At 45.5% G+C, this 14,632-nt stretch carries 14 protein-coding genes and 2 riboswitches; of the genes, 12 read left to right on the forward strand and 2 right to left on the reverse strand.

Going from position 1 to position 14,632, the window contains the following annotated elements; all coding sequences use genetic code 11:
- Positions 1-29: 29 nt before the first annotated feature.
- Positions 30-1,073, reverse strand: coding sequence for a lactonase family protein (locus ACXAD6_RS15355; RefSeq protein ID WP_474969622.1), 1,044 nt, complete (start codon positions 1,071-1,073; stop codon positions 30-32).
- A gap of 403 nt (positions 1,074-1,476) precedes the next feature.
- Positions 1,477-1,581: riboswitch (SAM riboswitch) on the forward strand.
- A gap of 67 nt (positions 1,582-1,648) precedes the next feature.
- A riboswitch (SAM riboswitch) is annotated at positions 1,649-1,756 on the forward strand.
- Positions 1,757-1,827: 71 nt separating this feature from the next.
- On the opposite strand from ACXAD6_RS15355, the gene ACXAD6_RS15360 reads away from it, so the two are divergent.
- The 7 genes from ACXAD6_RS15360 to ACXAD6_RS15390 all read left to right on the forward strand — a co-directional run bounded on the left by ACXAD6_RS15360 (position 1,828) and on the right by ACXAD6_RS15390 (position 8,814).
- Positions 1,828-2,982 (forward strand): acetyl-CoA C-acyltransferase, encoded by a 1,155-nt coding sequence (locus tag ACXAD6_RS15360; protein WP_474969623.1) that lies wholly within the window; start codon positions 1,828-1,830, stop codon positions 2,980-2,982.
- Between the two features lie 20 nt (positions 2,983-3,002).
- The gene (locus ACXAD6_RS15365; protein WP_474969624.1) at positions 3,003-4,946 is read left to right on the forward strand and encodes an acetoacetate--CoA ligase; all 1,944 of its coding nucleotides are present in this window, start codon (positions 3,003-3,005) and stop codon (positions 4,944-4,946) included.
- Positions 4,946-6,106: a thiolase family protein gene (locus tag ACXAD6_RS15370; RefSeq protein ID WP_474969625.1), complete on the forward strand. Its 1,161-nt coding sequence runs from the start codon at positions 4,946-4,948 to the stop codon at positions 6,104-6,106. The genes ACXAD6_RS15365 and ACXAD6_RS15370 overlap by 1 nt, the downstream gene beginning before the upstream one ends.
- Entirely contained in the window at positions 6,103-6,525 is a 423-nt protein-coding gene (locus ACXAD6_RS15375; RefSeq protein WP_474969626.1) for a Zn-ribbon domain-containing OB-fold protein, read from the forward strand. Before ACXAD6_RS15370 ends, ACXAD6_RS15375 begins: the two co-directional genes overlap by 4 nt.
- A gap of 95 nt (positions 6,526-6,620) precedes the next feature.
- The gene (locus tag ACXAD6_RS15380; protein ID WP_474969627.1) at positions 6,621-8,120 is read left to right on the forward strand and encodes a sodium:solute symporter family transporter; all 1,500 of its coding nucleotides are present in this window, start codon (positions 6,621-6,623) and stop codon (positions 8,118-8,120) included.
- A 246-nt stretch (positions 8,121-8,366) separates the two neighbouring features.
- Positions 8,367-8,627, forward strand: a complete 261-nt coding sequence (locus ACXAD6_RS15385; RefSeq protein ID WP_474969628.1) for a helix-turn-helix domain-containing protein — start codon at positions 8,367-8,369, stop codon at positions 8,625-8,627.
- Entirely contained in the window at positions 8,620-8,814 is a 195-nt protein-coding gene (locus tag ACXAD6_RS15390; RefSeq protein WP_474969629.1) for a hypothetical protein, read from the forward strand. Before ACXAD6_RS15385 ends, ACXAD6_RS15390 begins: the two co-directional genes overlap by 8 nt.
- Positions 8,815-8,865: 51 nt before the next feature.
- Here ACXAD6_RS15390 and ACXAD6_RS15395 read toward each other — a convergent pair whose 3' ends face one another.
- A complete protein-coding gene (locus ACXAD6_RS15395; protein ID WP_474969630.1) occupies positions 8,866-10,212 on the reverse strand; it encodes an esterase/lipase family protein in 1,347 nt (448 codons plus the stop codon).
- A gap of 502 nt (positions 10,213-10,714) precedes the next feature.
- On the opposite strand from ACXAD6_RS15395, the gene ACXAD6_RS15400 reads away from it, so the two are divergent.
- The 5 genes from ACXAD6_RS15400 (at position 10,715) to ACXAD6_RS15420 (ending at position 14,606) form a co-directional block, all read left to right on the forward strand.
- Positions 10,715-10,924, forward strand: coding sequence for a hypothetical protein (locus ACXAD6_RS15400; RefSeq protein ID WP_474969631.1), 210 nt, complete (start codon positions 10,715-10,717; stop codon positions 10,922-10,924).
- Positions 10,925-11,561: 637 nt separating this feature from the next.
- Complete coding sequence (istA, locus tag ACXAD6_RS15405; RefSeq protein ID WP_474970437.1) at positions 11,562-12,794, forward strand: IS21 family transposase; 1,233 nt, start codon at positions 11,562-11,564, stop codon at positions 12,792-12,794.
- Positions 12,791-13,552 carry an IS21-like element helper ATPase IstB gene (istB, locus tag ACXAD6_RS15410; RefSeq protein ID WP_474969632.1) on the forward strand — a complete coding sequence of 254 codons (762 nt, stop codon included), beginning with the start codon at positions 12,791-12,793 and terminating at the stop codon, positions 13,550-13,552. Before istA ends, istB (ACXAD6_RS15410) begins: the two co-directional genes overlap by 4 nt.
- Before the next feature lie 133 nt (positions 13,553-13,685).
- Entirely contained in the window at positions 13,686-14,324 is a 639-nt protein-coding gene (istB, locus tag ACXAD6_RS15415) for an IS21-like element helper ATPase IstB (RefSeq protein ID WP_474970438.1), read from the forward strand.
- 54 nt (positions 14,325-14,378) lie between these two features.
- Complete coding sequence (locus ACXAD6_RS15420; RefSeq protein ID WP_474969633.1) at positions 14,379-14,606, forward strand: ATP-binding protein; 228 nt, start codon at positions 14,379-14,381, stop codon at positions 14,604-14,606.
- Positions 14,607-14,632: the final 26 nt, after the last annotated feature.

Raw genomic sequence — 14,632 nt, forward strand, 5'->3', positions numbered from 1 at the left:
GGGACGCCCTCTTCTTCCTATTTGTCTATTTACTTTATAAACTTCACGCAGACCGGCTCGGGTACGAATACATCGGACTGAACAAGCGTCAGCCTGCCGGTTGATTTGTCCCGCTCGAACAACGTCATCGTATTGGACTTCTGGTTCGTCGCAATCAGGAACTCCTCGGAAGGATCCATCACGAAATCACGCGGCCAGTTCCCTTCTGTCGAGGTCCACTCTACAAAAGTAAGTTTCCCTGTATCCTGGTTAACTTCATAAACAGCGATGGAATTATGCCCGCGGTTGCCGGCATAAACAAACTGTCCATCTGAAGAAATATGAATGGCACTGCCATCATTGGTTTCATCAAAGTCCTTAGGGATTGCGGCAATGGCCTGCTGCTCGGTGAAGCTGCCGTCCTTTTCATCATAATGAAGGACAAGCACTTCTGAGCTGAGCTCCGTCATCACGTAGGCATACTTTTTGTTCGGGTGGAAAGTAATGTGACGCGGACCGGAACCCGGTTTCGTGTTGAACACCTGCACCTGGCTCAACTCGCCATTGTCTACGGCGTAAGTAATAACACGATCGCTGCCAAGGTCAATCGCTATCACGTATTTTTCATCAGGGGTAAAGCCTGCATAGTGCATGTGCGGCTTTTCCTGACGCTCATGAGGGCCGGTACCTTCATGCTCCACGATTGAAACTGCAGGATTCAACGATCCATCTTCATTGGTCAGGTAGGAGACCACTTCTTTTGTATGATAGTTAGCCGTGACAACATTGTTATTCAAATGATCCACGCTCACGTGACACGGCGGAGAGCCCGCAGCTGTCTGAGCGTTTAATTTTGTGAGTTCTCCCGTTTCTGCATTGATAGAAAAGGACGTGACACCGCCGTTTTCCCCGTCTTTGGAAACCGCGTAAAGATTCTTTTGATCATCACTCACGGTGACGTACGTAGGGTTCTGCAATTCTGCAGCCAGCTGAATATTTTTCAGTTCCTTAGCGTCTGTATCCAGGGTGAACTGATAGACGCCTTTACTTTCCTGTTTGGTGTACGTACCGATGTAACCAACATATTCCGGCATAGTAAAACTCCTTTATTGAATAGTATCAGTAATTACCATACCCATTATCTCATAAAGACAAAAGAGGCTGAATCATTATCCATTTATGAATATCGAAAGTTATTAAAATCTCTGCTCATAAATCTAAAAGCAGCTCTACCTGTAAGGTATCATCTAATCAGTGAAACGTTATGTAGCCGCAGGAACCATCGGAGAATGGATGATGGACGAATTGATAGATGCCTTCATTTTTCTCGTGAAGTGCCCCGCATAATTGAAAGAATCGGCAAGCCCTAATGTTAAAGCGGTTCACACGTTCACCACCAGTCACAGAACAAAATGAATTTTCTAACTTTTCTATCAAATCCATTGACACCTATCCTTTCCCCTGCTAACATGGCACTTAACCAAATAAAGGAAGAACATCTTATCCAGAGAGGTGGAGGGACTGGCCCTGTGAAACCCGGCAACCGCTATATTGATAGCAAGGTGCCAAATCCTACTGAGTGAATGCTCAGGAAGATAAGAGATGCTTACAATCTCTAACCTCTCTATCTTTGATAGAGAGGTTTTATAGTTTCCAATTGAATACCGATTTCTTATCCAGAGAGGCAGAGGGACTGGCCCGTTGACGCCCGGCAACCAGCAAGCAACAGCTTGAAAAGGTGCTAATTCCTGCAGGAGACAATCCTGGAAGATAAGAAGAGCCGAGAGCCCTCTTCTTATTTTTGTGAAGAGGGCTCTTACTATTTTAAAAACAGGAGTTGTTCCATAAATGACGACAGTACTTCTAGACGGCATCCGCACCCCCTTCGGTAAGTGGAAAGGGGCTTTGAAAAAGAAATCCGCAGCAGAACTTGGGTCTCATGCGCTGAGCGCTCTATTAGAGAGAAACCCAGCCGCGAAAAAAGCAGATGGCGTGCTCCTCGCCCAGGTGATTCAGGCGGGAGGAGGCCAAAATCCTGCGAGACAGGCCGCTTATCAAGCGGGGGTGGATATCGCTACACCCGCTATCACACTGAACAATGTCTGTTTGGGAGGCATCGCTACAGTTACCGACGCCTCCCGGAGGCTGCAATTGAAGGAAGGGGAGCTGTATATCGTCGGCGGATTCGACTCGATGACGAATGCTCCTCATACCGCTCCTGTCCGAGCTTCCTCCGGACTTGGTCACAGCCTGCTGAAGGACACCTTACTGAACGACGGGTTATGGTGCGCCTTGAGCGATGTATCGATGGGAGCTCTCACCGATGAGAAAAACCGCTCCTTCGACATCAGCCGGGAGGAACAAGATGAATACGCCGCCCTTTCCCAGCAGCGGGCAGCGGACGCTCAGGAAAATGGCTGGCTGGAGCCGGAAATCGCTCCTTTTACTGAACGACTCGCAGAAGATGAAGGCATCCGTAAAGGGACGACAGCCGAAAAATTATCAAATCTCTCTCCCGCCTTTTCACGCGAAGGCACGATCACCGCAGGCAATGCCTCTCAAATGACGGACGGCGCGAGCGTTGGGATCGTTACCACGAAGGAAAAAGCGGAAGCCCTCGGCCAACAGCCACTGGCGGAAATCATCGACTGGTCAGAGATTGCCGGACCGGATCCGAGTTTACAAACGAAGCCATCACAGGCCATTCAGAAGCTGTTAGACAAACATCAGCTGACCACGGACGATATCGATTTGTTTGAAATCAATGAAGCCTTTGCCAGTGTCGTGATTGCCAGCTGCCGGGAACTCGGAATTGATTATGACCGCGTCAATGTGAACGGCGGTGCGATCGCTCTCGGCCACCCTTTAGGCGGGACAGGCTTCCGGCTCGTTCTGACGCTTGCCCATGAACTGAAACGACGCGGCGGAGGGAAAGGCATCGCTTCCCTTTGCGGCGGTGGCGGCCAGGGGATGGCCCTGTTGATCGACGTTCCCCATTCATAATTCGAAAGGAGACAAGTCCCATGAATACACCCATTACAGCTCAGCGTTCCCCTTACCTGTGGGAACCATCAAACGAACGCATCGAACAGTCGCATATCAAAGCTTTTGCTAACTATACCAACCAGGCGCTCTTCCCTTATGAACGTTTCCACCGCTGGTCCGTTTCCCACCTTTCCGAGTTTTGGTCGGCCGTATGGGATTACGCAGGGATCATCGGAGAAAAGGGAGACCGTGTGTTTGTTCCCGGTCCTTCGATGCCGGATAGTGCATGGTTTCCGGACGCCCGCTTGAATTTCGCTGAAAACCTGCTGCGCGGGTCGCTTGACCGGATCGCGGCTTATGAAGCGAATGAGGAAGGACTCACCCGAAGCATCACGCTGCAGGAACTGAAACAATCCGTGGCCAAAGCCCAGGAAGGGTTCAAACAATTGGGTGTCCAGGAAGGTGACTGTGTCGCCGGCATCACGACGAACGATATCCAGGGACTCGTCGCTCTGCTTGCTACGACATCACTAGGCGCCACCTGGACATCCTGCTCCCCGGACTTCGGAACAAAAGGAATCGTCGACCGCATTGGTCAGGTGAAACCGAAAGTATTGATCGCGGCACTCTCCTATCAATATAAGCAGAAGCCCTTCGATATCGAAGATAAAATCAAACAGACGACCAAGCACCTGGAAGGACTATCCGCGGTCGTCACGTTCGGAGGAGAAACGTCAATTGAAGGCATCCCGACTCTATCCTGGGACGAGCTTTGCCGCAATGAAGCCGAAGAGCCTGTGTTCCAACCCGTTGCCTTCAACCATCCCCTGTATATTTTATATACATCCGGAACGACGGGGCTTCCGAAAGCGATCGTCCATTCTGTCGGAGGCACTCTTCTGCAGCATGTAAAAGAACACCAGCTCCACTGTGATGTTCAGCAGGATGATGTGTTGTTCTGGTACACCAACACCGCCTGGATGATGTATCCGTGGCTCGTTTCCGGACTCGCCAGTGAAGCCGCCATCCTGTTGTATGACGGCTCTCCCGTAAGAAAGGAATCCCTCACCCATTTGTGGGACATTGCGGATGAAGCCGGCATCACCCATTTCGGCACAAGCCCGAAATATTTAGACACACTGATGAAAGAAGAAGTGGATTTGAAAAGCAGTCATTCGCTTCACTCCTTGAAAAGTGTGCAGTCGTGCGGGGCTCCCCTGGCACCCGAGCAGTACACCTGGATCTATCAAACCATTAAAGAGGATCTGTTCCTCGCTTCCATTTCCGGCGGAACGGAAATCATCGGCTGTTTCGTGATGGGCTCTCCGGTCCATCCTCTGAAGCAGGGCGAAATCGCCTGCAAAGCGTTAGGGATGGCGGTGGATGTCTTGGATGAGCGCGGCGCATCGGTTTACGAAGAAAAAGGCGACCTTGTGTGTACGAAACCATTCCCAAGCATGCCGCTCACCTTCTTCGGTGAAGGCGGCGAAGAACGCTACAGGAAGAGCTACTTCTCCAAGCGGCCGGGGATTTGGACACACGGGGACTTAGCTGAACAAACAATCGATCAGTCCTTCATCATTTACGGACGGGCGGATACGACCTTGAATCCCGGCGGCGTCCGGATCGGGACGGCAGAAATCTACGGGGTCGTGGATCATATCAAGGCCATTCAAGACAGCGTCGTATTCGGATTACCGAAGGATCATGATGAAGAAATCGTCCTCTGCATCGTGACTGAAAAGCTGACAGAAGACCTGGCGAAAGACATCCGCGGACAGATCAGGAAGAAGGCTTCTCCACGCCACGTTCCGAAGCGGATTTATCAAGTGGAGGAGATCCCCCATACCATCAATGGAAAAAGAGTCGAAGGAGCAGCGAAAACAGCCGCGTTGGGAGAAGAAGTGAAGAATGAAGCTTCTCTGCGCAACCCATCCAGTCTGCAGGCGTTCCGCCAGCTCTTAGAAAGGACGTTCGTGTAATGACCACCGCCATAAAAGGGGCGATCACCGGCATCGGTGAGTTGAAGCCCGTCCGTTATTCTGAAGGAAAAACCACCTTAAGCTTGATCGCAGAATCCGTCCGCCTCGCCGTCCAGGATGCCGGCCTTTCCAAGGATGACATCGACGGCCTCCTCGTCGGATCTCAAGTCGGAGAGACGCCGCAGCATGTGCCGGCAACGGTTTCCGAATACTTAGGCATCGATCCCACGATGTCCAACACCGTCGATCTCGGCGGTGCGACCGGACCGGGGATGATCTGGAGAGCAGCCGCAGCTATCCAGGCAGGCATGTGTGAAACCGTCGTCTGTGTTTTGGCAAACAAAAATGAAAAAGGGGAAACACTACGCTCCCCCAACCGCAATCCGATCCGTGAATTTGATGTACCATTTGGGGCTTCCGGAGCGAATACGTCCTATGCCCTGCTAAAACGACAGCATATGGAAGAATACGGCTCCACTCAGGAAGACTTTGCAAGGATCGCTTGGTGGCACAGAAAAAATGCCCAGCTGAACCCGGAGGCGATTTTTTATAATAAGCCGCTCGACCTTGAAGATATTCTCGCCTCTCCGATGATTTCCGATCCGCTTCACATGCTGGAAATCGTCATGCCTGTGGCCGGGGGAGCAGCCGTTGTCGTCACATCGCCTGAAAAAGCAGCGAACGGGAAGCATAAACCGGTCTACTTGAAAGGAGCGGGGGAAAAAATCACCCACCGTGCGGTCAGCCAGGCACCATCCCTGGACGGCCTGCCGTTCAACGCTTCCATTCCAAGAGCGCTGGAACAAGCCGGGACCAACGTGGAAGAGATCGACCTTTTCTCCCTGTACGACTGTTATACGAGCGTCGTCGCCATCACCCTGGAGAGTGCAGGCTTGTGTAAGCCCGGGGAGTTCGGAGAGTTCGTCAAAAACCACAGCTTCGGCCATGACGGGGATTATCCATTAAACACCCACGGGGGCCAGCTGGGCTTCGGCCAGGCCGACCTGGCCGGCGGCATGTCCCATGTCGTAGAAGCCGTCCATCAATTGCGAGGCGCAGCCGAGAACCGTCAAATCAAGGATGCCCGGCAGGCCCTTGTGACCGGAAACGGCGCCACATTAAGCGAAACGACGGCGCTTGTGTTAGGGGGAGAACAATGAGCCAGCAGCCAAACATTTCACTGCCCGGTCCAACGACCACACCCATCAGCCAGCCTTTTTGGGAGAGCATCCAGGCCGGACATCTCAGCCTTCAGCAGTGTGACAAGTGTGAGCAGTGGGTCTTCTATCCCCGCGCACACTGTCCCCACTGTTTTCATGGTTCGTTAACATGGAAAAAAGCATCCGGACGAGGCAAATTGAAAACTTGGAGCGTCATCCATCGTGCGGGACATCCCGCCTGGCAGGCCCATACGCCTTATGTCGTCGGCATCGTCGCCCTTGAGGAAGGGCCTTCCTTATTAACGCACGTCCTGGTAGAAGAAAACGCCTTAACGCATAACCTGAACGTCGAAATCGACATCACGGACGTCGGTCCGCACCCCTTGCCATTCTTTAAAAAACAGGAGGAAACCACATGATCCTTACGTACTTCATCGCAGTAGCCCTATTCTGGCTGCTCGGATTAATCCTATGGAAGAATTTCTACACGACGAAGAAAGGAGAACGTTAACCAATGCTTACCAGCTCCAGCGTATTGCTATGGACCGTCATTATCTTACTAGCTGTATACTTTGCCGCTGTGACGTGGGTCGGTAAAAAAGGCCGGGCACACAGCCAGTCGATGGCCGGCTTTGCTACGGCCCGCGGAAAAGTGAGCCCCTGGCTTGTCGGCGCAAGTTTCGCCACCAGTTACGCCAGTGCCAACCTGTTCATCGGTGTTCCGGGACTCGCCTATGAACACGGAACGGCCGTCCTCTGGTACACCCTCGGCTGCTTTGGCGTCAGCTGGGTGGGACTGCTGCTCTTTGCCAAAACGTTCTGGCGGTACGGAAAAAAATTCGGTCACGTCTCGACCCTTCCCGAGTGGCTTGGGAAGCGTTATAACTCGAAAGCCCTGCAGGCGATCGTTTCTTTACTGATCTTATTCAATGTCTATTATATCGTCGGGCAGAATGTCGGGCTTGCGACTATCTTTGAAACCGTCATCGGCATCCCCTACTCCTGGAGCATCATCATCGGTGTCGCCATCACGATTCTGTACATCGGCCTTGGCGGCGCCTTCGCACAGATCATTACCGACGGCATCCAGGGCATTCTGATGGCCGTAACTTCCATCTTTATCGTCGTATCCTTTTTCTGGACGATCGGTGGAGGGTGGAACGTCTTCGGTGTGCTCACCGACCGCCTGCACAGCATCGATCCGAACCTGACCGCCGCCATTGCCGACAGCGGTCCCTATAACAGTGCGCTCGCGATCATGGCCGTCCAGTTTCTGCTCTTCAGTTTCGTGCTGATGCCGCACCTGTTAAACAAAGTGCTCTCGATTGAAAAAGAGGAAGACCTGGCCCCATTCACCTTATCCGCAGGACTGGTGCTGTGCATCATATCCACGCTCATGGTCCTCGGCGGACTCGCCGCCCGCGTCCTGTTCCCGAGCCTGCAGAGTGCCGATGCAGCGATTCCGACCTATGTCATCGAAGCCTTCCCGAGTTTCATCGCAGCCATCATGATCGTCGGCATCATCTCCGCGATCTTATCGAGCACAGACAGCCTGTACCTGGGCATCACGACAAGCATCGGCAACGACTTGTACCGCGTCGTCGCACCGATCCTGTCCTCGAAGAAAATGTCCGCCCAGGAACTGGACAACAAGTCGTTGAAAGTAGCCAAAGGATCCCTGATCGTCGTCGGCCTGCTGTCCCTCTACTTCTCGCTGGAACGTCCAGAGTCGCTCGCCTTCCTTATCCAGTTCAGTTTCTCCGCGATCATATCCGGGATCATCGCACCGATCACCCTCGGGTATTTCTGGAACCGGGCGAATCACTACAGCGCGATCGCCGCTGTCGTTACAGGCGCTTCCTTATATGTCGCCTTTACGACGCTGAACGTATTCGGAAATATCTTCATTGCCATGTTCTTCAGTGCCGCTGCGGCCTTTGTCATTATGGGAGTCGTGAGCGTGTTGACTGGTAAAGCAAAGGAAGAGAATCTGGTGCTGGAGAGATCCAGTTAATTTTCCATATATCAAAAAAAGATCTATAAAAGAAGCGTATCACCTCTGGTAGAAACCCAAGGGTGATACGCTTCTTTTATGTTATATGCTCCAGGTAAAGAAAGACATTCTCATTCTCACTGAACCTGAACGCCAGCCTTTATGGTCCCGCTCTTTCCCTATAAAAAACCAAACCTTTTTTAAAGAAAATGGCAACTTGACTCATCGTCTATGGTTGTTCCTTCCAATCCATACGATGATTTTCTTATGAAACCAATACCTCATACACTCATCCAAAAAGCAGTCGGAAAACACTTAAGGGATCTACGGTTAGCGCAGGGGCTTTCCCAGGAAGAGCTGGCATACCGGGCGGGCATGCACCCGACGTATATCAGCGGCATAGAACGTGGACGAAGAAACCCGTCCATCACGAACTTCTACTATTTAGCTCATGCGCTGGACGTCCACCCTAAGCAACTGATCCCTTCCATTCCATTAGACAACAAAGGGGAGGAAAACGATGACTGATTCCTTAAAGAAAGAGTATCTAATCCTCCCCACCTCAACTTCTTCCATCTCTATTGAATTCCTCGGCCAAAATCCTGTTATGGCCATGACCACTTGGAAACAGACCCACATTAAAGCGGAGGCTCCTACAAAAATGAAAGCGTTCCAAGAGATTTTAGCTATGATTGGAGACTCTTATCAGTTCTAACAAACATGTACATTAATACATGTAGACTTGAAGAAAACGTAGTTTTTCTAATTATTTTAAATATTGGATACCTTTACCTACTGAATAATCAAAATTTTGCTTATTAAAGTAGGAAAGGTGGTTCCAATTGTTAGATATATGTGGCATATTCACACTATTTATATTTGTTATATTCTCACTACTCACGATCATATCATTAGACAATCCACAATAATGTCCAGCTAATGCAAAATATTTTTTTGTATGATGTAAATTATCTGCTCTATTTAGTTGAGTAATATATCCATCATTATTAGAAAGATCTTTAAAACCTTTTAAACTTTTCGACTTAACTAATTGTATAAAATCTTCTTTTTTAATTGATTTTTTCTTAAGAAAGTAACAAGTAATAAAAGTTAATCTAGCTAACATTGGAATGCTTACAAGAAGTGATCCACTATTTGGCGTACCCGCCATTATTAACTGATCTATTTTAGCAGAATGTTCTATGTTTGCTGACCTACTCACTAATCCACCCATGCTATGTGACACGATTAATATTTTACTCTTAGGATGTAACTGCTTTAATTCATGTATTATTTTAGATAGCTGAAAACCATTATCTGTTATACTTTCATTTATAGTATAGTAGTCAAACCCATAAACTTTATATCCTTTTGAATAAAGATAATTAGCAATATCGTAATAGTTTTTTCCAATTCTTGAGGCTAAACCATGTACTATCAAAGCAACAGCCACTTCAGTTTCTGTATTTTTCTTTTTACCTTCATTCAATGGTTTAAACATATTTTTTTCATTTCTATATTCTATTAGACGTGTCTTATAATTAACTTTTTTCAAATCAAAAACAAATCTATTGAGTACAATGTAAAAACGCTCAAAAATGGAATGACCCGAATACTTGGATAATGCATAGTCTATTCGCAATAGTGGATGATTCTCTTCAAGAAAATTCTTTAATTTCCTCCTATCTACTATGGAATGATTCAATAGATATTTCATATTCCTTTTTTGTATGGAAGCTTCAGAAAAACCTCCATTCTCTACATGCTCTAACAATTCAACCCTAGGTGAAATAGTATTTAATAGGTCTAGGTTGTTAATATTATTATCATTTAGTAGTTTCCAATAGTACTCTTGAATTGCAAAAAAATACTCATTAGTACCACAAACTAATTTAAAAGAAACATCTTCCTCTAATACAGACCTATCTATCTCCACTTCCATAACAAATTTATTTTCAAAATACCCAGATTTATCAAATGCTTTATTGGTACCTATCTCAATAGTTGCTTTTCCATTTAAAACTGAAACCTTTTCTTGATAATTAGATGTAGTAATAGCTGTTGTGTTCATAGTTATAGTACTTTGTTTTTCTTCAATGAATTTCTCTTCCATGAATACCCCACCCTCTATAAAAGAAAATTATTATACTTTACTCTTTTGACCTTTGTCCAAATTTCAACAGTTTATTTACTAAAACGATTTGATATAATTATACACATTTTTCCATATAATGGTAATAAATAAAAAATATAATTCTCATACAATAAGAACCCTAAATGAATCATGTACAAAACGTACGAAGAAAGGGTCAAAATTAGATCCCTATACTATAAAGAGTGCCTATTAAGGCGAGTACTCGAAGACCATGTATTCAATTGTGAAAAGCTATATCAGGAAATTCGAAATCAGGGATATTCAGGCGGAAAAACAATCCTTAAAGAATTTGTACAGCCGTATCGAGAATCTTTTAAAGAGAGTCATATCAGACAGTATGAGACTGAACCAGGAGAACAAATGCAGGTAGACTGGGAAGAAGCTGGCCTTTATCAAGTTGATGGAGATATTATTCCGTTAATGATACTTGTGGCTACTCTGTCTTATTCACGGATGAGTTATGTGTTTTGCGGAAAGGCAGGACCGAGAGCATCTGCTTCACTGTCTAGTTAATGCTTTCGAATACTTTGGAGGTGTTCCTAAAAAGATCCTGTTCGATAATATGAGGACAATAATAAATCGAAGAAGTGGTTCTGAAGTTGATTGGAATGAAAAGTTCTTAGACTTCGTCGATCATTATGGATTTACACCGAAGGTCCACCGATCTTAACGTCCTCAGACCAAAGGAAAAGTGAAACGATTCATAGGGTATATGAATGGCTGGTTAGAGACGTCGTCCGTCCGATCCTTACAGGAATTGAATCGTACATTAATGAGGGGGGGGCGAAGAAAGAGCAAATCCACGTGTTCACTCTACGACAGAACGAAAGCCTGTGGAACTTTGGATGAAAGAATCTCTCGATCTTCCAACAAAGTATGAAGTGAGTTCTCTAACCAAAAGATGGCGTTATGAATTATCACGCTCGGAAAATACTCATGAACTCCCCTTATGCGGGGCAAGAAGTAATGATTAAGGAAACGCTTGATGGAAAGATCACTGTTTATCATCGTGGGGAGGCCATTTTAGCTTATACAAAGGATGATAAGATCCTACCACTCTCCGAACAGATAAGAAAAAAGCAGCGTTAAAAGACTGGCACCTTCCACGCTGCATCAGATATAGAGGTCGCTGTTCGCCCACTTAGCGTCTACGACCAATTTCTTCGAGAGGGAGAGTGAAAGTGATGAATCAAGTCATTGATACTGTAAGCAACGGTGCTAAAATCCCTAATAACAACGGTTTCAAATTCCCCAATAATAACAGATAATCATTTCTATACTAGATAAAGATTTGGAGTGTAGAAGTGATGATCAAGATTGGGGAATTCATAATGATTAGAGAATTATTTCAAAAAGGATGGTCAATCACAGCTATCTCTAACGAGACTGGCTTTGATCCAAAAACTATTAGGAAGTACATAAAATCTGAAGAATTACCAAGGATGAAAAAAGTACCTAGTAAAGGTAGTAAGCTAGATCCCTTCAAAGATTACTTAGAGAAACGCATGAAGGAAGGTACAACGAACTGCACCGTATTATTAGATGAGATTACATCTATGGGGTACGAGGGCAAAATGACAATCCTTCGGGATTTCATTCGGCCATATAGGGTTCGACCTAAAAAGCAAGCTACTATAAGATATGAGACTCCTCCTGGGAAACAAGCTCAAATGGATTGGGGACACATTGGTAGGTTCACCGTTGATGGTGAAATTAAGGATATTTATGCTTTTGTGATTTTACTAAGTTATTCGCGGCTTAAATATGTAGAGTTTACAGACAGTATGGATTTAGAAACGTTAATGAAGTGCCATATGAACGCTTTCGCTTATTTCAATGGAGTCCCTGAGCAAATTTTATATGACAATATGAAAACTGCTGTTATCAGGCATAGCCCAGTCGAAATCAGATTCAATCGGAAGTTTGAAGAATTTTTAGCTTACTATGGAATTGTTCCAAAGGCATGTAAACCACACCGACCACAAACAAAGGGAAAAGTAGAAAATGTTGTTGGATACTTAAAGAAGAACTTTCTGCAACGCAAGCATGAACCTACGTTAAAAGCATTAAATGAAGATGTAAGAGTGTGGTTAGATCAAGTAGCAAACCGTAAGGTTCATCAGACAACGCTCGAATCACCTCATACTCGTTTCCAGCATGAACAAAAGCATTTAATGACTTCAAATACGAAACCATTATTCCCTATTCATCATTGGGAAATTAGAAAAGTGAGTAAGGATTGCTTTGTTTCTTATCTCGGTAAGAGGTATTCAGTACCCTTTCGGTACGTTGGACAAGAATTGAAGATAAAAGAAACATTAGATCATCATTTAGAAATTTATGACCATTATGAATGTGTAGCTAAACACCCTATTATGACTGGAAAGGTAAGAGATCATATAAATCTTGAACATTATAAAGGACTGCAAACGACTACTGATGGTTTGCCGACCCACAGCCGTTTACAGTCCCCTGATATTGAAGTAGAACAACGTTCCCTTCAAATTTATGAGCAACTAGAAGGAGGTGATCAATCATGACCACAAACCTTTTAGTTGAACGCTTAGAAGAAATCGGTTGGCATTACACCGCCGATCAAATAGATGGTCTGCTTGAAGACGCATCTAAAAATAATGTACCATATTCGGACTTCTTAATCACGCTATTATCCCAGGAAATTGAACAAAAGGAAAAGGCAGCTTTAGATAAGCGTCTAAAGAAAGCAAAGCTTCCTTACATCAAGAGTATTCATGACTTCGACTTCAGTTTTCAACCTAGTATTGACGAACGAAGAGTGAAAGAAGTCTTATCGGGTAGATATATCCATAATGGAGATAACATCCTACTTCTAGGACCACCAGGAGTAGGGAAAACACATTTAGCCATTTCCATGGCTTTTGAAGCTATCACGAATGGACACCAAGCACTTTTTATCACAGCCAATGATTTTATAGCTGAGTGTCAAAAGGCAGAGAAACAAGGGTTAATCCAACGGATTATTAAAAGATATAGTCGACCAGAATTACTAATTATTGATGAATTAGGTTACTTCAGTTTCGATGAGCTAAGCGCGCACACACTTTTCCAAATCATATCAAGAAGATACGAACATGGAGCGATGATTATCACTTCAAATAAATCGTACGTTGAATGGGGTAAGATCTTTGGAGATGAAGTTTTAGCAACGGCCATACTGGATCGTCTAATCCATCATTCCACGACCTTTAATATTAAAGGAGACTCTTATCGTCTGAGGGAAAAGAAAAAGGCTGGCATACAGCCAACCAAAATCCGCTGATAATAGGGAATTTGTTTCCGTTGAAAACAGGGAAATTTAAACCGTTGTTGACAATACATACTGTGATTCACTTAAATTATCTACCATTCAATCAGAGTGGCGTACCCTCACCGAAGAAGCTTCCTAAGATAATATACCATATCACGTCTTTCTTGAGCGACTATTGGAAATGGAGAATCAAACACGAATAGAGCGAAGTAGACAAACTCTACTTAAGCTCTCTCACTTACCTTTTAAGAAAACTTTAGATACGTTTGACTTTCAACGTATTAATGGTGTGTCCAAAAGGGACATCGAAGAATACATGAATCTCAGCTTTATCGAACAAAACCAGAATTTAATTTTTCTTGGGCCCCCTGGAGTAGGCAAGACACACCTTGCGGTTTCAATTGCCCTCGAGGCAATCAGTAAAGGTTTGAAGACATATTTCATGACAGCACAGGAGCTCGTTACGTCACTAGAGACAGCAGATGCCCAAGGAAAATTGGATAAGAAAATGAGAGGAATCGCTAAGCCCTCCCTCCTGATTATCGATGAAATGGGATACTTAAATCTATCGGATAACGGAGGTCATTACTTATTTCAAGTGATCAGCCGGAGATATGAGAATAGCTCTATTATTCTAACGTCGAACAAGACGTTTAGCCAGTGGGGAGAAGTGTTGGGAGACGGGATTATTGCGACAGCAATATTGGATCGGCTGCTTCACCATTCAAGAGTATTTTCAATTGACGGTCCAAGCTTCCGGATGAAAAACAAGTCTGCCGAATAAGGCGGCAGACTTGTATAATTTTAACCCGACGATTTTGTATATAATTAAACGTCCTTGACACACACACTTTTCCAAATCATATCAAGAAGATATGAACACGGAGCGATGATCATCACTTCAAATAAGTCGTACGTTGAATGGGGCAAGATCTTTGGAGGTGAAGTTTTACCAACGGCAATATTGGATCGTCTAATCCATCATTCCACGACCTTTAATATTAAAGGAGACTTTTATCGCCTGAGGGAAAAGAAAAAAGCTGGCATACAGCCAAAATCCTTATAATCGGGAATTTGTTTCCGTTGAAAACA

It is taken from the genome of Halobacillus sp. ABH2_015 (genome assembly GCF_056158945.1).